The 18,009-nt window shown below is 70.2% G+C and carries 14 protein-coding genes; 6 read left to right on the forward strand and 8 right to left on the reverse strand.

Annotated features, from left to right (window positions below; all coding sequences use genetic code 11):
• Positions 1–49: 49 nt before the first annotated feature.
• Both AB0C27_RS08845 and AB0C27_RS08850 read right to left on the reverse strand, forming a co-directional pair.
• Positions 50–979, reverse strand: coding sequence for an ATP-binding protein (locus tag AB0C27_RS08845; RefSeq protein WP_357839942.1), 930 nt, complete (start codon positions 977–979; stop codon positions 50–52).
• A 183-nt stretch (positions 980–1,162) separates the two neighbouring features.
• Positions 1,163–2,542, reverse strand: coding sequence for an LCP family protein (locus AB0C27_RS08850; protein ID WP_357839945.1), 1,380 nt, complete (start codon positions 2,540–2,542; stop codon positions 1,163–1,165).
• Positions 2,543–2,669: 127 nt separating this feature from the next.
• Here AB0C27_RS08850 and AB0C27_RS08855 point away from each other — a divergent pair, with 127 nt between their 5' ends.
• Both AB0C27_RS08855 and AB0C27_RS08860 read left to right on the forward strand, forming a co-directional pair.
• Positions 2,670–3,398, forward strand: coding sequence for a class I SAM-dependent methyltransferase (locus AB0C27_RS08855; protein WP_357839948.1), 729 nt, complete (start codon positions 2,670–2,672; stop codon positions 3,396–3,398).
• A gap of 42 nt (positions 3,399–3,440) precedes the next feature.
• Complete coding sequence (locus AB0C27_RS08860; protein ID WP_357839951.1) at positions 3,441–4,883, forward strand: MFS transporter; 1,443 nt, start codon at positions 3,441–3,443, stop codon at positions 4,881–4,883.
• Between the two features lie 62 nt (positions 4,884–4,945).
• On the opposite strand, the gene AB0C27_RS08865 is transcribed toward AB0C27_RS08860, so the two are convergent.
• Positions 4,946–5,938 carry a polyprenyl synthetase family protein gene (locus AB0C27_RS08865; protein ID WP_357839954.1) on the reverse strand — a complete coding sequence of 331 codons (993 nt, stop codon included), beginning with the start codon at positions 5,936–5,938 and terminating at the stop codon, positions 4,946–4,948.
• A 130-nt stretch (positions 5,939–6,068) separates the two neighbouring features.
• Between AB0C27_RS08865 and AB0C27_RS08870 the strand changes: the two genes are divergently transcribed.
• A complete protein-coding gene (locus AB0C27_RS08870) occupies positions 6,069–6,590 on the forward strand; it encodes a flavoprotein (protein ID WP_357839957.1) in 522 nt (173 codons plus the stop codon).
• Positions 6,591–6,630: 40 nt separating this feature from the next.
• Positions 6,631–7,575: a serine hydrolase gene (locus AB0C27_RS08875; protein ID WP_357839960.1), complete on the forward strand. Its 945-nt coding sequence runs from the start codon at positions 6,631–6,633 to the stop codon at positions 7,573–7,575.
• A 145-nt stretch (positions 7,576–7,720) separates the two neighbouring features.
• Here the strand turns inward: AB0C27_RS08875 and AB0C27_RS08880 are convergent, their stop codons facing one another.
• The gene (locus AB0C27_RS08880; RefSeq protein ID WP_357839963.1) at positions 7,721–8,590 is read right to left on the reverse strand and encodes a LysR substrate-binding domain-containing protein; all 870 of its coding nucleotides are present in this window, start codon (positions 8,588–8,590) and stop codon (positions 7,721–7,723) included.
• A 71-nt stretch (positions 8,591–8,661) separates the two neighbouring features.
• On the opposite strand from AB0C27_RS08880, the gene dapA reads away from it, so the two are divergent.
• Positions 8,662–9,540, forward strand: a complete 879-nt coding sequence (dapA, locus tag AB0C27_RS08885; RefSeq protein ID WP_357839966.1) for a 4-hydroxy-tetrahydrodipicolinate synthase — start codon at positions 8,662–8,664, stop codon at positions 9,538–9,540.
• 38 nt (positions 9,541–9,578) lie between these two features.
• On the opposite strand, the gene AB0C27_RS08890 is transcribed toward dapA, so the two are convergent.
• Positions 9,579–9,737, reverse strand: coding sequence for a hypothetical protein (locus AB0C27_RS08890; protein WP_357839969.1), 159 nt, complete (start codon positions 9,735–9,737; stop codon positions 9,579–9,581).
• Between the two features lie 156 nt (positions 9,738–9,893).
• Here AB0C27_RS08890 and AB0C27_RS08895 point away from each other — a divergent pair, with 156 nt between their 5' ends.
• On the forward strand, positions 9,894–10,334 hold the full coding sequence (locus AB0C27_RS08895) for a MarR family transcriptional regulator (protein ID WP_346101608.1): 441 nt from the start codon (positions 9,894–9,896) through the stop codon (positions 10,332–10,334).
• 40 nt (positions 10,335–10,374) lie between these two features.
• Here the strand turns inward: AB0C27_RS08895 and AB0C27_RS08900 are convergent, their stop codons facing one another.
• From AB0C27_RS08900 to AB0C27_RS08910, 3 genes are read right to left on the reverse strand one after another with little or no spacing between them, the layout of a single operon-like run.
• Positions 10,375–15,294 (reverse strand): DNA repair ATPase, encoded by a 4,920-nt coding sequence (locus AB0C27_RS08900; RefSeq protein ID WP_357839972.1) that lies wholly within the window; start codon positions 15,292–15,294, stop codon positions 10,375–10,377.
• Positions 15,291–17,384, reverse strand: coding sequence for a flotillin family protein (locus AB0C27_RS08905; RefSeq protein WP_357839975.1), 2,094 nt, complete (start codon positions 17,382–17,384; stop codon positions 15,291–15,293). Before AB0C27_RS08905 ends, AB0C27_RS08900 begins: the two co-directional genes overlap by 4 nt.
• A complete protein-coding gene (locus AB0C27_RS08910) occupies positions 17,384–17,878 on the reverse strand; it encodes a hypothetical protein (RefSeq protein ID WP_357839977.1) in 495 nt (164 codons plus the stop codon). The genes AB0C27_RS08905 and AB0C27_RS08910 overlap by 1 nt, the downstream gene beginning before the upstream one ends.
• Positions 17,879–18,009: the final 131 nt, after the last annotated feature.

Raw genomic sequence — 18,009 nt, forward strand, 5'->3', positions numbered from 1 at the left:
GAAGGGCTCCAGATTCCCGACGGGAACAGTCGCGTGATCTCGCCCGCGTTCAGGGGCCGTAGACGAATCCCGGGTCGACCTGCTCGGCGAGGTCGGCGCCCGTCCGCTCGTTGCCCCAAGCCTTCGCGTTGCGCAGGTGGAACTCCACCGTCTGGCGGCCGAAGCGGGCCCAGTCCTTCTCCTGCTCGTCGAGGGTCTTGCGGAGCACGGCGAGGGCGTCGGCGTTGGCCGGCTCCAGGTCGTCGAGGGTGAAGTGGCGGCCCTGCTCCATGGCGCGGACCGCGGCGGAGTGCTCCATCCAGGTGAGCAGGTCGTCACCCACGTGCTCGCGCAGGAAGTCGACGTCGGACGGGCCGTGCACCTTGTTGCCCACGACGGCGAGGGCGACGTCGTACTTGGCGGCGTACTCGCGGTACTGCCGGTAGACGCTCACGCCCTGCCTGGTCGGCTCGGCGACGAGGAAGGTCAGGTCGAAGCGGGTGAACAGGCCGGAGGCGAAGGAGTCGGCGCCTGCGGTCATGTCGACCACGACGTATTCGCCCGGGCCGTCGATCAGGTGGTTGAGCAGCAGCTCCACCGCGCCGACCTTCGAGTGGTAGCAGGCCACGCCCAGGTCGTCCTCGCTGAACGGGCCCGTGGCCAGCAGGCGCAGGCCGTCGGGGGTGGTCAGGCCGTAGGGGTCGGCGGCCAGGTCGTCGAAGCGGAGCAGCCGGGAGCCGCGGCCGGGCGGGGTGGTCTTGAGCATGACCTCGGCGGACGGGATGCGCGGGTTGTCGCCGCGCAGCCGGTCCTTGATCTCGGTGAGGTGGGCCCCGAGCGGCTCGGGCTGCTCATCGAGGCCGAGCACGAGGGCCAGGTGCTGGTTGATGTCGGCGTCCATGGCCACCACCGGGCCGCCCTGGCTCGCCACGTGTCTCGCGAACAAGGCCGACATCGTCGTCTTGCCGCTGCCGCCCTTTCCGACGAACGCCACTCTCACTGTTGCTCCAGATGAGGATGAAAATCATTTCCGTTGGGGACGATCACCATCATGCCACAGGCGTCGCGCGGAGACACGGGAAACGGCGGGCACGCCGAAATGAGATTCATTCTCGGAACGCGCGGGAGACGCGGGAGACACGGGAGACGCGGACAAGGGCTGGGCCTCGGTGAGACCCTGGGCTCAGGCGCAGGTGGCGTCGAGGCTGACCGGGGCGTCGGTCGGCGTCGGGGACGGCGATTGCGGGCCCGAGGTCTTGGTCGAGGCGGAGCGCTCCTCCAGGGCGTCGTCCACCTCGCGCCGGATCGCGTACCAGTCCGGGTCGGCGGTGTTGACCAGCGGCGGCACGAAGTTCAGGCTGCGGATCTTGGCGCCCTTGACCTTCTGCGCCAGATCGACCACCGCGGGCAGGAGGTCCTGGGGCAGATCGGTGGAGATGGCCCGCTTGGTGGCCGCGGCGAGGCGTTCGAAGCTGTTCAGCACGGTCATCGGGTCGGCCTGCTTGGCGACCGCGTTGAGCAGGCACTTCTGGCGTCCCATGCGGACGTAGTCGTCGCTGTCGGTGCGGGAGCGGCCGTACCAGAGGGCCTCCTGGCCGGACAGCTTGCGGGTGCCGGCGGGCAGCAGGCCCTCGCGGTAACGGCCGTACACGATGGGGTCCTTGATCGTGACCTGGACGCCGCCCATGGCGTCGACCATCTCGGCGAAGCCCTTCATGTCCACCATCGCGTAGTAGTCCACGGGGATGCCGAGGATGTCGGCGATGGTCTTCTTGATGAGAGTGGGACCGCGCTGCCCCTTCTGTACGCCCGGCACAACCTCGGGATGGTCCTCGGCGTACTGGAACACCTCGTTGAGCAGCCCCGGGGTGTCGGGACCCGCGCCGGTGAAGCCGTAGGGGAAGCGGTCCCTGGCGGGACCCGCGGGCAGCTGGACCTGCTGCAGGTTGCGCGGCAGGCCGAACAGGACGGTCGCGCCGGTGGCCACGTTCACGCTGGCCACGGTCATGCTGTCGGTACGCACCCCGGGCCTGCCGGGCGCGGAGTCGCCGCCGAGCAGCAGGAAGTTCACCCGTTCCGCACCGTTCCACGGGTCCTGGGCCATGACGGGGGTGGTGGCGGTGGTGCCGCGCGGGAACAGGGTGTTCACGACGTCGCGCGACAGGTACGCCAGCCGGGTGGCGTACGCGGTCGGAGCCAGCACGAGCGCGCACAGGGCGACCGTGAGCGTGGTGGTCAGGAAGCGGCCGACGGTGTCGGAGCGGGCGGGGCGTACCAGCAGGAACGACCAGACGATCACCCCGGTCCAGGCGAGCGCGACGGCCACCAGCGCGACGGTGAGCCAGGTGAGCCAGCGGGGCTGCACGGCCAGCGACAGCAGGTTCGCGCTGAAGGCGGTGAACACGGTCAGCACGCCGGCCAGCATCAGCACGTATGCCGCCATCAGGGCCAGACCGGTCTTGCGGCGCTCGGCGGCCAGGTGTGCCACGCCCCACAACAGGGTCGAGGCCAGCGTCAGTGCGATGCTCGCGCCCGGTCCGAATCGCCGGTCCTCTCCCGTCATGCCTGGTCAAACCCCCAATGTGCGCCCATCCCAAGCACGTTAGTAATGCGCGGTGCGTGTCAGGCGTTGCTAAGGGCAAGGGTTCGGTCAAATCACCGTCAAGTACACATTGAGATATAACGTGAGCATGAGCAAGCGTCACGGCAGCTACGGGTTCGACGCACCCTGGGCACTGGCCGGTCTGCTCCTGGGAGCGATCGTGCTGCTGGGCCTGGCCGGGATCTCGTTCGCCCTCGACGTCCTCCCCGCCGGCGTCGCCTTCCTCTTCGGCGGGCTCTACACGCTCGCCAGCGCGGTCAGCTACCTCTACACGACCAGGCGCGGCAAGTTCGTCGTCTGGGACAGGGAGCTGCGGCGGCTGCGCGGCGACGAACGGCTGCTCGACCTGGGCTGCGGCAGGGGAGCGGTGCTGCTGCTCGCGGCCGGACGGCTGGAGCGGGGCAGCGCGACCGGCGTCGACCGATGGCGCACCAAGGACCAGTCAGGCAACCGCGCGCCGGTCACCAGGCGCAACGCCGAGCTGGAAGGCGTCTCCGACCGGGTGCGACTGGTCACCGGCGACCTGCGCGACCTGCCCTTCTGCGACGACTCGTACGACGTGGTGGTCGCGAGCCAGTCCGTGCACAACATCCCCGACGCCGAAGGACGGGCCCAGGCCGTCCGTGAGGCGCTGCGCGTGCTGCGGCCCGGCGGGCTGGTGCTCATCGCGGACTTCCAGCACACGCCCGCCTACGAGGACACTCTGCGCGACCTGGGTGTGATCGACGTACGCAGGCGGAACGCGGGCTGGCGGTTCTGGTACGGCGGCCCGTGGTTCGCCACCGGCATCGTGGAGGCCAGGAAACCGGCCGCCTGACGCGACGTTTGCGCGCCGCTTCCCGGGTATCGGGAAGATCCTATGAGCGACGTGGAAACCGGCACCGTCACCACGAAAGTGCCCGCACGGCTGGACCGGCTGCCGTGGTCACGCTGGCACTGGATGATCGTCATAGGACTCGGCACCGTCTGGATCCTCGACGGGCTCGAAGTCACCATCGTCGGCAACCTCTCCGCGCAGCTCGCCAAACCGGGCAGCGGCCTGGAGATCACCCAGGCCCAGGTCGCGGGCGTCGCCGCCGCGCTCTACGTGGCAGGCGCCTGCACGGGAGCGCTGTTCTTCGGCTGGCTGACCGACAAGTTCGGCCGCAAGAAGCTGTTCATCATCACGCTGGTCGTCTACCTGCTGGCCACGCTGATGACCGCGTTCTCCTTCAGCGCGTGGTGGTTCTTCCTGTTCAGGTTCCTGACCGGCTTCGGCATCGGCGGCGAGTACGCGGCCATCAACTCCGCCATCGACGAGCTCATCCCGAGCCGGCATCGCGGGCGCATCGACATCATCATCAACGGCAGCTACTGGCTCGGCGCGGCCGGCGGCGCGTTGCTGACCGTGCCGCTGCTGAACGACCTGCCGGTCAACATCGGCTGGCGGGTCGCCTTCGGCCTCGGCGTGGTGCTCGGCCTGGCCATTCTTCTCGTACGGCGCAACGTCCCGGAGAGCCCGCGCTGGCTGTTCATCCACGGCAGGGGCGACGAGGCCGAGAAGATCGTCGGCGACATCGAGCACGACATCGGCGAGGACAAGCTGCCGGAGCCGCAGCAGTCGATGACCATTCACACGCGCAAGTCGATCGGGTTCGTCCGGATCGCGCACACGATGGTGGCGCTCTATCCGAAGCGGACGGTGCTGGGGCTGTCGCTCTTCATCGGGCAGGCGTTCCTCTACAACGCCATCACCTTCGGGTACGCGCAGATCCTGTCCACCTTCTACGGCATCGACACGCACACGGGCTACTACTTCGCCGTCATCGCCATCGGCAACTTCCTCGGCCCGCTGCTGCTCGGCCACCTCTTCGACACCGTCGGCCGGGTGCCGATGATCTCGGCCACGTACATCGGCTCCGGGGTGCTCCTGCTGGGCACGGCCTGGCTGTTCAACCAGGGGGTGCTCACGGCGGTCACGCTGACGGCGTGCTGGTGCGCGGTGCTCTTCGTGGCCTCGGCGGGGGCGAGCTCGGCGTACCTGACCGTCAGCGAGATCTTCCCCATGGAGACCAGGGCCATGGCCATCGCCTTCTTCTTCGCGATCGGCACGGCCGCGGGCGGCATCGCCGGCCCGCTCGTCTTCGCCTCCCTGGTCGAGAGCGGGGTGCCGGGGAACACGGCGCTGGCGTTCTGCATCGGGGCGGTGGTGATGATCATCGGTGGGCTGGTGGAGCTGTTCCTCGGGGTGAAGGCCGAACGGAAGGGGCTGGAGGAGATCGCGGCCCCACTCTCGAAGGCGGAGACCGAACCGGCCACGTGACGGCACCTTCGACGGATGCCCGGCACCACCACCTCCAGAACGTTGTGAACCGGATACGCCCTCTAGGGACTGGGGACGGAAGCAAGAAGCACCTGGCGTTCGACACTGTCGATATAGGCGGAAGGCAGGCGACGCAACACCACCCCCATCTCCTCATCCTGGAGCACCGGCAGGGCGGCCAGCGCCTCGGCGGCCAGGCCCCGGCAGTACCGGATCGTGTTGCCCGCCATCGGGCTCGCCCGCAGCACCCGCAGCGCGCGGGCCACCTGCTCCTCGCTCATGTCCCGCCCCACCAGACCGTCGCCGGCCAGGTCGATCCCGGACATGAGCAGGGGCAGGCTGTAGACGCCCTGGCGCAGGTCGTTCCCGGCCGGCTTGCCGAGCTGCTCGTCCGACGCGGTCAGGTCGAGCAGGTCGTCGAGCACCTGGAAGATCAGCCCGAACCGCTCACCGTACGCCGCCATCCGCGCCCCGTCCTCGGCCGGGGCGTGCGCGCACAACGCCGCCGCCAGGCAGCCCGCCCGGAACAGGGCCGCCGTCTTGCCGGTGATCGACCGCACCGCGCTCTCCCGCGTACGGCCGGTGTCGAACAGATCGGCCGTCTCCAGATACTGGCCCTCCGCCAGCTCCACCACCGTGGCCGCCAGCACCTCGGCCACCGGCCGCGACACGTTCACGATCGCCGCCAGCGCGGCCCTGGCCAGCATGAAGTCCCCGATGACCAGCGCCTTGCCGTCCCCCAGCTCGGCGTTGAGCGTCCGCTGCCCGCGCCGCCGGTCGGCCCGGTCCATGAGGTCGTCGTGCACGAGCGAGCCCGTGTGGATGAGCTCCACACACGCCGCCGCCGTGATCACCCGGCGATCGGGCGCCTTGCCGAGCGCGATGGAGGCGGCCAGAGTCAGCGCGGGCCGCAGCCGCTTGCCACCCGCGGACACGACCCGCTCCGCGCCCGCGTTGATGTCCGGCAGCACGGACGACCCGCTCAGCCGCCGGATCCTGGCCTCGACCTTGACCAGCCCCGCGATGACGCCCGGGCTGCGCAGCAGTTGCTCCATGCCGCCCAGCCTGCGCCCCGGCCGCTGTGGAGCACCTGAGACACACTGAGGACCCTCTCAGCAGGCGTCCCCGCGGAGGATCCTGGAGGGGAGCGAACCCTGTCGCCTCCCTGGAGAGTGAGTGCACCGCGTGAGCGAGACATCGGACGAAGTCCTCTACCTCGTCGTCTGCGCGGCCGGCGCGGCCCGCGACGTCGGCCGGCTGGTCACCTTGGCCCAGGACGCGGGCTGGATCGTGCAGATCGTGGCCACACCGTCCGCCCTGGACTTCATCGACGTGGCCGCCCTGGAAGAGCAGACCGGCCGCCCCGTACGCAGCCGCTACCGCAAGCCCCACGAACCCAAACCGCCCAGGGCCGACGCCATGATCGTCGCGCCGGCCACGTACAACACGATCAACAAGTTCGCCCAGGGCATCACCGACACCTACGCCCTCGGCGTCCTGGCGGAGGCTCCGGGCCTGGGCATCCCGGTCGTCGTCCTGCCGTTCGTCAACAGCGCCCTCGCCGCACGCACACCGTACCGGCGCAGCCTGGAGGATCTGCGCGCGGACGGCGTACGCATCGTCCCGAACCCCGACCCCACTACCGCCCCCTACGCCTGGGACCGCGCTATGAAGGAACTCGGCCCAAGCCCCTCCAAAAGGCTGTAGATCTGGACAGGTCGATGGCGAAGGAAGGTGTGCCGTGGGAGTGGCTGAGCGGGTTGACGAGGTGGTGCGGGCGGGGCGGGCGCCGCAGCTGCATGGGCTGGTGGTGATGCGCGGCGGGCGGGTCGAGGTCGAGCGGTACGGTGCTGGGCGCGATCATCATCTCGGTGAGGATCTGGGGGAGGTCGTGTTCGAGCGGGACACGCTGCACGATCTGCGGTCCGTGTCCAAGAGTGTGGTGGCGCTGGTGTACGGGATCGCGCTGGGTGAGGGGCTGGTGCCGGGGCCGGAGGAGTCGTTGATGCGGCAATTTCCGGAATATCGGGATTTGGGGGCGGATCCTGGGCGGGCGCGGCTCACGGTCGAGCATGCGTTGACCATGACCCTCGGGCTGGAGTGGGACGAGTCACTGCCCTACACCGATCCGGCCAACGGTGAGATCGCGATGGAGCTGGCGCCCGACCGGTACCGCTACGTGCTGGGGCGGCCGCTCGTGGAGGCGGCGGGCACGCGGTGGAACTACTGCGGCGGGGCGTCGGCGCTGATCGGCGCGATCATCGCGCGGGGGACCGGGCGGCCGATCGAGGAGTACGCGGCGGAACGGCTCTTCAAGCCGCTCGGCATCACCCGGTACGCCTGGGCCAAGGGGAGCGACGGCGTGGCGGCGGCCGCGTCCGGGCTGCGGCTGCGGCCCGTGGACCTGGCCGCCATCGGGCAGCTCGTGCTCGACGGCGGGCGGGACGTCGTGCCCGGCTCCTGGATCCAGGAGATGTTGCGGCCCCGGGTGGTGATCGAGGACGGGTTCGAGTACGGCTACCAGTGGTACCTGAGCACCGGCGAGCGTCGCTGGGTCGAGGGCATCGGGAACGGCGGGCAGCGGTTGCTCGTGGTTCCGGAGGAGGGGCTGGTGGTGGCGGTTACGGCCGGGGAGTATGACCAGGCTCAGACCAGTGCGGGCGCCGTGCTCGATGCCGTTCTCGATCGGTAGGCACTCCGGTGGCGGTCCCCCATCGGTAGCCGTCCTGGTTGTGTCCGCGATCGGTGGTGATTCTGGTGATCGGTCTTGTCGCGGCGACGGCTGTACGGGCCGTGTCCGGTTCTCCAGGTGCTCGGGCGGTTGCCGATGTTCCGGGTCAGAGGGGGAGGTGGGGGAGGGCGGTGTGGAAGGCGGTGATGGCGGCTCTGATGGCCGGGTGCTCGCCGTTGCCTCTCCTGAACGCGGCCAGCGTGCGCCGGCTCAGCGGTAGCCGGGTGAGCCGGACGCCTCGCGGCGGGTCGACGGCCGCCAGGCGGGGGACGAGCGCGACCCCCTGACCTGCGGCGGCGAAAGCGAGGACGGTGTCGAAGTCGTCGATGTGGTGACGGACGAGCGGTTCGAAGCCGGCCGCCTGGCAGGCTCTGATCGCCATGGTGTGGCAGAGCGTGCCGGGCTTGTTCATGATCCAGGCGTCGGCGCGGGCGGCGGCCACGGAGGGGCGGTCGGTGAGGTACATCGGCTCGGTGAACAGGGGCTCGGTCTCGGTGGACGCGTCGGTGACGGGCGGGACGAAGTCGTACTCGTGGACGAGGGCCAGGTCCAGCTCGCCCGCCCGCAGTGCGGCCGAGACGTCGGCCGGGTCGATCTCGGACACCATGGGCTCCAGGCCGGGGTGCGCGGCGGTCAGGCCGGCGAGGGCGGGCGGGAGGAGGACGCGGGCGGCCGTGGGGAAGGCGCCGATCCGCAGCGGGCCCGAAGGGCCGCCACGGACGGCGGCGAGGGCGGCCGAAGCACGTTCGAGCTGTTCCAGTACGGCCTGCGCGTGCTCCACGAGCAGGTGCCCGGCGGGCGTCAGCGTCACCGTGCGCCCAGTGCGTTCGAGCAGCCGCACGCCCGCCTCCCGTTCCAGCGCGCTGAGCTGCTGGGAGACGGCCGACGGCGTGAACGTGACCGCCTCGGCCACGGCGGCGATCGTGCCGCGCCGGGCGAGTTCGCGGAGCAGGTGGAGCTTGCGCGGGTCGAGCATAAGGTGAGCTTAATCTCGAACGAAGAAATCCGTGCTGGACCTAACGGGTCGGCAGGGGTGAGGCTCGAAGCATGTTGAGAGGAATCCACGTACCGCTGATCACGCCGTTCGACACGTCGGGCGACGTGGCCGTGGACGCGATTGAGAAGCTCGCCCACCAGGTGCTCGACCAGGGCGCGAAGGGGCTGGTGGCGCTGGGCACCACCGGAGAGGTGGCCACGCTCGACGCCGGGGAGCGGGCGCGGGTGATCGAGGTGTGCGCACGGGTCTGCGCCGAGCGCCAGGCGCTGCTGACGGTGGGGGTGACCGGCAACGACACGCGCTCGACCGCGCGGGCGCTGCGTGAGTTGCCCTCGGGGGTGGGGGCGGCGCTGGTGATCGTGCCGTACTTCCTGCGTCCCGGCGAACGCGGTGTCGTCGCGCATTTCGAGGCGCTGGCGGAGGAGACGCCGGTGCCGCTGGTGATCTACCACATTCCCTACCGGACCGGGCAGAGCGTCAGTGCCGCCACGCTGCGCCGGCTCGGCGAGCACCCGAGGATCGCCGGGGTGAAGTACGCGGCCGGCGGGATCGACCAGGACGCGGTGAGCCTGCTGGGTGACCTGCCCGACGGGTTCGAGGTGCTGGGCGGGGACGACGCGTTCATCTCGCCGCTGCTCGCGCTCGGGGCGGCGGGCGGCATTCTCGCCTCCGCGCACCTGGAGACCGGGAGCTTCGCCGACCTGGTCGACGCGTGGCATGACGGGGACGCCGTACGGGCGCGGCGGCTCGGGCACCGGCTGGCCCGGCTGTCGGCGGCGCTGTTCGCCGAGCCGAACCCGACGGTGATCAAGGGCGTGCTGCACGCCCAGGGCCTGATCCCGACCCCGGACGTGCGCCTGCCGCTCGTGCCTGCCGGCGCGGAGTCGGTGTCACAGGCTCGCCTGGTAGCGGTACATCCAGGCGAATGACTCCTGGCTCGCGCCACGCCTGAGGAAGAACGGCAGCATCAGGTCGCGGACCACCCGGGCGACCGGGCCCGCGGCCTTGCTTTGCTGATGGTCCTTGAGTAGGCGACGACCCGCTCCACGCGCGGGCGCCGCTCGGCCTCGAAGCGCCGGAACGCCTCCTCGTGCCCGCCGCTGTCGCGCAGGCACCGGGCCAGCACGATCGCGTCCTCGATGGCGAGCGAGGCGCCCTGGCCGGAGCTGGGCGAGGTGGCGTGGGCGGCGTAGTGATAACCTTTCGTTCGGCCGAACGAAATATTAGGCAGAGGCAGAGGCGGTGGGCGGTGTCGAGAGGTATTTCGGATCGACGAACTAAATTGCTGGAGGCTCTCACCGTCGCGGGACGCGAGCACAGCAACGCCGCCGTGATGTACCACAGCGCCATGGGCGGGCGGCTCGGCCTGGGGATGACCGAGGAGAAGACGCTCGACCTGCTGCAACGCCTGGGGCCCCTGACGGCGGGGGAGATCGCCCAGCACACGGGCCTGGCGCCGGCGACGGTCAGCGGGCTGATCGACCGGCTGGAGGGCAAGTGGCTGGTGCGGCGCGTCCGCGACACCAAGGACCGGCGGCGGGTCATCGTCGAGATCAACTATGAGCGGGTGGCCGGGTTCTCGGAGCTGTTCGAGCCGTTCGTGGTGGCGTTGTCGCAGTTGTACGAGCGGTACAGCGATGAGGAGCTGGAGCTGATCCTCGACTGGCTCAACCGTTCGGCGGCCCTCCAGCGCGAGGCCACCCAGGGGCTGATGGAGGAGTAGGTACTCCCTTTCGGTCCTGGGTGGCCGTGGTGGTGGCGTCTCAGCCGGCCGAGTCCTTGATGGCGGTGCCGACCTCGCTCACCCGGTCGGCCAGCAGGCCGAGCGCGCCCACCGCGCGCACCATCGGGTCGTCCTCCGCCCCTCCCAGCGCCCGCGCCTTGAGGTAGGCGGCCTTGACCTCCGCCCAGCGTTGCGCCTGGGCCGGGGTCAGCCGGCCGCGCAGCTCGGCCAGCTTGAGCAGGTTCGCCTCCGCGTCGCTGGTGAGCGTCTGCGCCTCCCCGAGGTAGTGGTCGTCGATCACCGCCTCCAGTTCGGCGTCGTTCATGGCGGGGACGATCCGCTCGGCCAGCTTGTTCATGTTCCGGTACGAGCCCTGCAGCCGGTACGGCGGCTCCGTACGGGCGGCGTCGGACTGGGCGGCCGAGGCGATGTAGGCCTGGTTGTTGGCCAGGACCACCTCCTGCACCCGGACGAGCTTGGCCAGCACGCTGAGCATCTGGTCCAGCTCCGGCTTCGTGTACGGGTGCTTGAGCTGGTCGGGCCGGACCGTCGGGTCGCCCTTGGCCAGGCGTACCAGCAGCTCCACGTCCGCCCGGTCGCCCCCGGACAGGGGAGCGAGCACGGGGTTGGAGGTGAGGGCGTTGTCCACGTAGCTCAGCGCGAACAGCTCCTCCTTGCCGGAGAGCACGTCGCCCAGGTTCCACACGTCGGCCCGGTTGGCCAGCATGTCGGGGATGCGGAAGCGCCTGCCCGACTCGGTGTACGGGTTGCCCGCCATGCACACCGCGAACCGTTTGCCGCGCAGGTCGTAGGTCCTGGTGCGGCCGTTCCAGACGCCCTCGATGCGGCGCTGGGCGTCACAGAGGGAGATGAACTTCTGCAGCAGCTCCGGCGAGGTGTGCTGGATGTCGTCCAGGTAGAGCAGGGTGTTGTTGCCCGTCTCCAGCGCGAACGAGATCTTCTCCACCTCCTGCCTGGCCGTCGCGTCGGGGGCGTCCGCCGGGTCCAGCGAGGTCACCTCGTGGCCCAGGGCGGGGCCGTTCACCTTGACGAAGACGAGGCCGAGGCGGCTGGCCACGTACTCCATCAGGGTGGTCTTGCCGTAGCCGGGCGGGGAGATGAGCAGGAGCAGGCCCATCTGGTCGGTACGCTTGCCGGCGCCGGCCGCGCCGAGCTGCTTGGCCAGGTTGTCGCCGATCAGCGGCAGGTACACCTCGTCCAGCAGGCGGTTGCGGACGAACGCGCTCATGACCTTGGGCCGGTACTCGTCCAGGCGCAGGCGGCGGCGTTCGGACTCGATCAGCTCGCTCCTGCGGCGCTGGTAGGCGCGGTAGGCGGGGACGCGTTCCCGGGCGAACGTGCGCGTCCTGGTGAGGATCTCGTCCAGGCGGATCTCCAGCTTGCGGTCCTTGATGCGAGGGTTGGCACCGAGCAGGCCGTCCACCGTCGCCGTGGTCGCGGCGCTGGAGTCGTGGCGGGGCAGGTCGCACAGCAGGACGGCGATGGTCTCCGCGACCTCGGGACCCTGGTGGTAGGCGGTCAGCCAGGCGCGGGCGAGCTGGAGGCGTTCCGGCAGGGGCAGGGCCTTGAGGTCGTCCTCGAACTCACGCGTCCTGGCCGGGCCGAGCGTCTGCCGGAAGCCGTCGAGCAGGTCGCGGGCCTGTTTGGCGGTGATGAAGCCGGTCGGCGTGGAGCCCAGCTCCTCGACCAGGTACTCACCGGCGACCCGAGCCACCCCGGCGTCCGCGGGAGAACCCGCGCCGCCGCCCGCACCCGCACCCGCACCCGCACCGACGCCCGCGCCGCCGCCCGAGTCCGCACCCGAGTCGGCGCCCGGACCCGAGCCGACGCCCGCGCCCCCGTTCTCGGAGAGGAAGGCGGCGATCAGGTCGCCGAGCTCGTGCCCCAGGTCGCTCAGCGCCGGCGACAGTCCGAACACCGTCCGCGCCCGCACCAGCGACACGGCCCGGGTGGTGAATGTTTTACGTGAAACCTCGTCCACCCCGAACGCCCAGAACAACTGAGCCGCCGCCCGGACCTCGGCCGGATACCGCAGCAGCCCGGCCCCCTCCCGCAACCGCACCAGCGCACCGAGCACGGCCGCCGCGTCGTGGTCGTGCACCCCGCGCTCGTATCCCTCGTCGTACCGCGTCTCGGCCGCCCGCCGCACCAGTTCGCCGAGCTCGTCCGCGGGGGTGGCCGAGTCGAGGAGCGAGGCGGCCAGGTACTCCCCTCGATAGACCTCCGGCGTCTCCGAGACCAGCAACTGGTCCCAGAAGGGCCGCGTGTCGGCGAACGAGGCGGGCACGGGCGCGCGGTAGTCGGTGCCGGTGATCGCGAAGTACATGGACCCGTCGTGCGGCACCAGCGTCAGATCGATCGGCTGGGTGTTGACGGCGAAGCGGTGGCGGCCCAGCCGCAGCGTCTCGCCCCCGTCGGAGAACAGGTCGAGCCGGTCGCGCAGCGCGCGTCCCGCCTCCTGCTGGGCCGACTTGACCCGCCCGTCCAGCTCCTCGGCCCGTACGGCGTCCCCGAGCGCGCGCAGTTCCCCGGCCGCCGAGCGGACCTTGGCCACCATCGGGTCGGTCGCGAAGTAGGTGTTGACCTCGTCAGGCGACGACAGCGAGGCCAGCCGCCTGGTGATGCTGCCGAGGACGCGCTCGGCGGAGGCGAAGAGGCGGTCGGCGCGCCGGGCCAGGTCGTCGAGCTGGGTCTGCTTGCGGGCCGAGAACGCCTCGTAGACGTCCTCCCGCTTGGCGGCCAGTTGCGCGGCGAAGTCGTCGGACTCGCCGAAGCGGGACTCCAGGTTCTCGACCTGGAGCATCAGCCGGCCGAGCTGCTCGTCGCACTTGTCCGGCGTGTCCGCCATCGCCAGCGCGCCGGTGATGGCCTGCCCGAGCAGGGCGAACTCGGCGGCGAACGCGGCGCGGCCCTCCGCGCCGAGCAGGTCGCGCCGGCGTCCGTCGAGCACGGCCCTGGCCCGGTTCACGCCGCTGAGCACTTCGGCGATGCGGCCCAGGATCGAGGTGCGCACGGTGGCGTCGGCGATGTCGAGCGACCCGACGACCTCCGTGACCACCTCCAGGCCCTCGCTCTGCTCCTCCAGCCGGTCGGCCACGGGCGCGGCCTCGGCCACCGTGGCGATGGCGGCGGCGTCGGCGGCCAGGGTCTCGACGGCGGCGTGGTAGGCGGTGAAGGCGTCCTGACCCGACAGGAAGTCCACGGCGCGCCGGCCGGCCGAGTCCAGCTCCTCCGCCACGGAGGCCGACAGCCTGTCCATGGCGGCCAGGTCGATGTAGCGGACCTCGCGCAGCGTCACCAGGCGGCCCTGGGCGCGGCGCAGCGTGGCCAGCAGGGTGACCCAGGCGTCGGCGGTGACGGGGGTGTCGGCCCTGGCGCGGCGGACCAGCTGGGTGGTCTCCTCCGTGGCCGTGGCCAGGGTCTGCGCGGCGTGGCGGGTGAGCTGCTCGACGTTCTCGTATTCGTCGAGGACCTGTTCGGCGGTGGCGCGTACGTCGGTGAGCGGGCCGAGCAGGCCGTGCTCGCCGAGCCAGTGGTAGGAGTCGAAGGTACGGGTGCAGGCGGCGATCAGGCCCTCGAACGTGCCGGCCGACGGCGCCATCTCCTCGACCATCCGCGACACGGACAGGCAGTCGGAAATGCCGCGGACGAGCTCGGCGTTGCCGATGCGCTCCAGCGGCCCGGTCCCGGCCGGCTGGGCGGCGGCGTAGGTGTCCGACACGTACGGCGTCTGCCACACCTGCATCGGATGCACCCGGGTGGGCTCCTCGGAGGTGGCGCGGAAGACCACCATCGTGCCGTCGTCGAACAGCGAGTAGCCGTGGCAGACGATGGGGGTGGCCACCTCCTTCCTGATCACGTTGTACGGCAGCAGCAGCGAACGCCCGTCACCCCGCGCGTGGAAGACGTACAGGACGTCCTCGCCGTTGGGCGAGCGCACCACCCGCTCGAACTCCAGGTCGCTGACGTCGGTGTCGAACGTCTTGCTGACCCCCGTGGCCAGGTAGTAGCCGCCGGGGAAGATGAGCCCCTGGTCCTCGGGCAGCCGCTGGCAGGCCTGGCCGACGCCGTCGAGCCGCACCACGGCCTTGGTGCGGGTGTTGAAGACCAGGTGGCGCCAGTCCTCCTCCTTGTACGGCTTGATCCGCATGAGGATGAGCGGCCCGACGCGGGCGTAGTCGATGCCGGCGTCGGCCAGGCTCTGCAGCGGCTCGGCCACCGGCTCGGCGTAGATGCCGGCCCCGGTCTCGGTGTTGTTCTCGACCTTGATGGTCAGGTCGCCGCCGAGGGTCTCGACGAACACCTCGCCCTCGATGGAGACGTGCGGATGGCGGCCGAGCACGTGGTCGTCGCGGGTGGTGACCGTCCATTCGAAGTCGTGGGACGGGGGGAACACGTGATCGCGCTCACCCCTGTTGTCCACATATTTCGGGACTCCGCCGTTGCTGACCGTCCAGCGCAGCACCCGAATGTCGGCGGGCCCCGTACGGAAGACGGCCAGCAGCTTGCCGTCCACCCGCCGCAGCTGCTGCAGCCTGGTCTCCTTGTAGTACCGGTACAGCTCGGCGAAGTCCTTCTTGAACGCCGGGTCGGCCAGCGTCTCCAGCTTGTCCGCGTCGAACCTGAAGGCGTCGCCGTCCCTGGAGAAGCGGTGCACCGCGAACACGTCGGCCACGGTCGTCTCCGGCTTGAGCCCGATGAAGACGTTGTAGCCGAACAGCATCACGTCGCCCAGAGAGACGATGTCCCTGGGGACGCAGTTGTTCTCGGTCCGGATCCGCTCGGTCCCCAGCAGGCGCAGCTCGGCGCCGCCGAAGACGCGCAGCCGCTCCTGGTTGACCCCCTCGGCCGCCGCCGCGAGGGCCTTGGCCTGGGCCTGGAGGCGGTTCCTGAGAACCTCGTACGTCCCCGCCTCCAGCCCCGCTTCGATCGTGCTCATTTGGCCCCGGCCAGCGCCGCCACCGGCGAGTCCGCGACGCCGAGCCTGCGGGCGGTCTCCAGCAGCTCACCGAGGGCCGACGACTGCGGGCCGCCGTCCTGGATGAGCCGCATGAGCAGGGCGGACACGGTCAGGTTCTTCAGGTCGGCGGTGCTCACGCCGCTGATGACGCTCGCCAGGTCGCCGGCCAGGCTGGCGGTGCCGTTGACGTACGGGGCGGCGACGGCGCCCGCGATCTCCGAGTGGCCGATGAAGCCGTCCACCACCTTGCCCGCGGTGATCGAGCCGACGACCCTATCGAAGAACATGGTGTCGCCGCCGACGATGTCGATGTTGGCCTTGGCCAGCCCGGCGGCCAGCACGCTGGCCTGCGACTCGGCCACCTGGCGGCTGACGTCGATGTGCTTGAGCCGGATCTCCTTGTCGGCCTCCAGCCGCAGGCGGTACTCCTCGTGGGCCCTGCTGGCCTCGTCCAGCGCCGCCAGCGCGGCCGCCTTCTCGGTGAGACCCTCGGCCTCGGCCTTGAGCTTCTCGCCCACCGCGGCGGCCCCGGCCAGCGCCATGGCCTGCTCGCCCTCGGCCTGCGCCTTGAGCCGGTCGCCCTCGACCAGTGCCATGGCCCTCGCGCCGTCGGCCTCGGCGGCGAGCTTCTCCTTCAGCGCCACGGCCTCGGCGCGGCCGACCTTCTCGATGGCCTCGGCGTCGCGCTCCCTGACCTGGACCTGCGCCAGCCCGCCGGCGGCCGTCTCGGCCTGGATGCCCTCGGCGAGCCGGATCTTGGCCCTGGCGTCCAGCTCGGCGGCCTGCTGCCTGGCCTCGGCCAGCACCAGCTCCTCGCGGGCCTTGAACTTGGAGGCGGCCTCCGCGGCCTCGGCCGCCTTGATGTCCTTGACCAGGTTCTCCTGGGCCTCGGCCTCGGCGGCGATGATCACCTGCTGGCGGGTGCGCTCGGCCTCCTCGACCACGCGCAGCCGCTTGATGGACTCCTCCTGCTCGGCCACGGTCTTGTCGACCGCGATGCGCTCGCGGATGACCTCGGCGATCGAGCGCTTCTCGGACTCGACCTCCTTGTCCTTGGCGATGCGCGACAGCTCGGTCTCCCGCTCGCGGGAGATGACCTCCAGCAGGCGGTCCTTCTCGATGCGCTCGGACTCGATGGCGATCACGCGCTCGCGGTTCTTCTCGGCGACGGCGATCTCGCGGGCCCGGTTCTCGTTCTGCACGCCGAGCTGCTCGTCGGTCTTCATGTGCGCGGCCTGGGCGCGCAGCCGCTCCTCAGCCTGGACGCGGGCGATCTCGGCCTCCTCGCGGGCCTTGACGGTCTCGATCTCCCGCCGCTGCTTGAGCTCGGCGTCGGCCTGGCGGCGCTCCAGCTCCAGGATCGCCTCGCGGGCGTCCACGTTCTGGCGGGTGATCTCCTTCTCCTCGTTGCGCTGGAACTCGTTCGTCCGCACGTGCTCGATCGCCGTCAGCTCGGTGATCTTGCGGATGCCCTGCGCGTCGAGGATGTTGCTCTTGTCGAGCTGGCTGAGCGCGGTCTGCTCCAGGTAGTCGATGGCGGCGTCCTCAAGGCTGTAGCCGTTGAGGTCGGTGCCGATGATTCGGACGATCTCGTCGCGGAACTCGTCGCGCTTGGTGTAGAGATCGACGAAGTCGAGGTGCTTGCCCGCGGTCTTGAGCGCCTCGGAGAACTTGGCGTTGAACAGCTCCTGCAGCGTCGTCTCGTCGCTGGCGCGGGCGGTGCCGATGGCCTGGGCGACCTTGATGACGTCCTCGGCGGTCTTGTTCACGCGGACGAAGAACGTGATCTTGATGTCGGCCCTGATGTTGTCCCGGCAGATCAGGCCGTCGCGGCCGGTCCGTTCGATCTCGATGGTCTTGACCGAGATGTCCATGATCTCGGCCTTGTGCACCACGGGCAGGACCACGGCGCCGGTGAACGTGACGTCGACCTTGTTGACCTTCGAGACGATCAGCGCCTTGCCCTGCTCGACCTTACGGAACAATCGCCCGACGACGAGGAGGAGACCGATCACGATGATCAGGATGACGGCGAGGAATACGCCGAACCCGGTGGAGATGACGTCCATCAATGCTCACTTTCGTACGGCATGACCCAGAAGAATTCGCCGTCTTTGTCGTAGTCGAAGATGAGTGCGTTCTGGCCGCGGGCGAGGCGGTCCTGACCGGTCGTGCGGACTTGCACGATCGCGGACGAGCCGTCGGCGGCGGTGACCTCGGCCTGGCCGAAGTCCGGGGTGGCCGTGCCCGTGCGGATCACGCACATCTGGCCGACGAAGTCGCCGCGCGAGTGCCGGTCCCCTTCGGGGAACAGCCTGCGTAACGGCACCACGAGGCCGCGGACGGCGAACCAGGCGCCCGCCGCGGCGGCGAAGGGGACGGCGATCAGCAGGCCACCGCTCGCCACCACCACGCTGCCGATCAGGCAGAGCAGCCAGGCGAACGCGATGAGCAGCGACAGCGTGATCCCGGCGGGAACTCCCCCGAGTCCCAGCCACGTGGCGTCGTCCTCCAGCTCGAACAGGCCGGTGATGACGGTCAGCCAGTAAGCGGCGACGACCACGAGAAGAAAGCTGAAAATGACAGTCGGAAAGCTCAGTGCGATGGTGAAGAAGTCGGTCATCCCGCCTCGGTATACCTGATCCCCCTGTGTACGTCCTGTCGGACTATATCTAGATAAAGCGCAACTAAAGA

Source organism: Nonomuraea sp. NPDC048882 (assembly GCF_040649755.1).
Taxonomy (GTDB): domain Bacteria; phylum Actinomycetota; class Actinomycetes; order Streptosporangiales; family Streptosporangiaceae; genus Nonomuraea; species Nonomuraea maheshkhaliensis.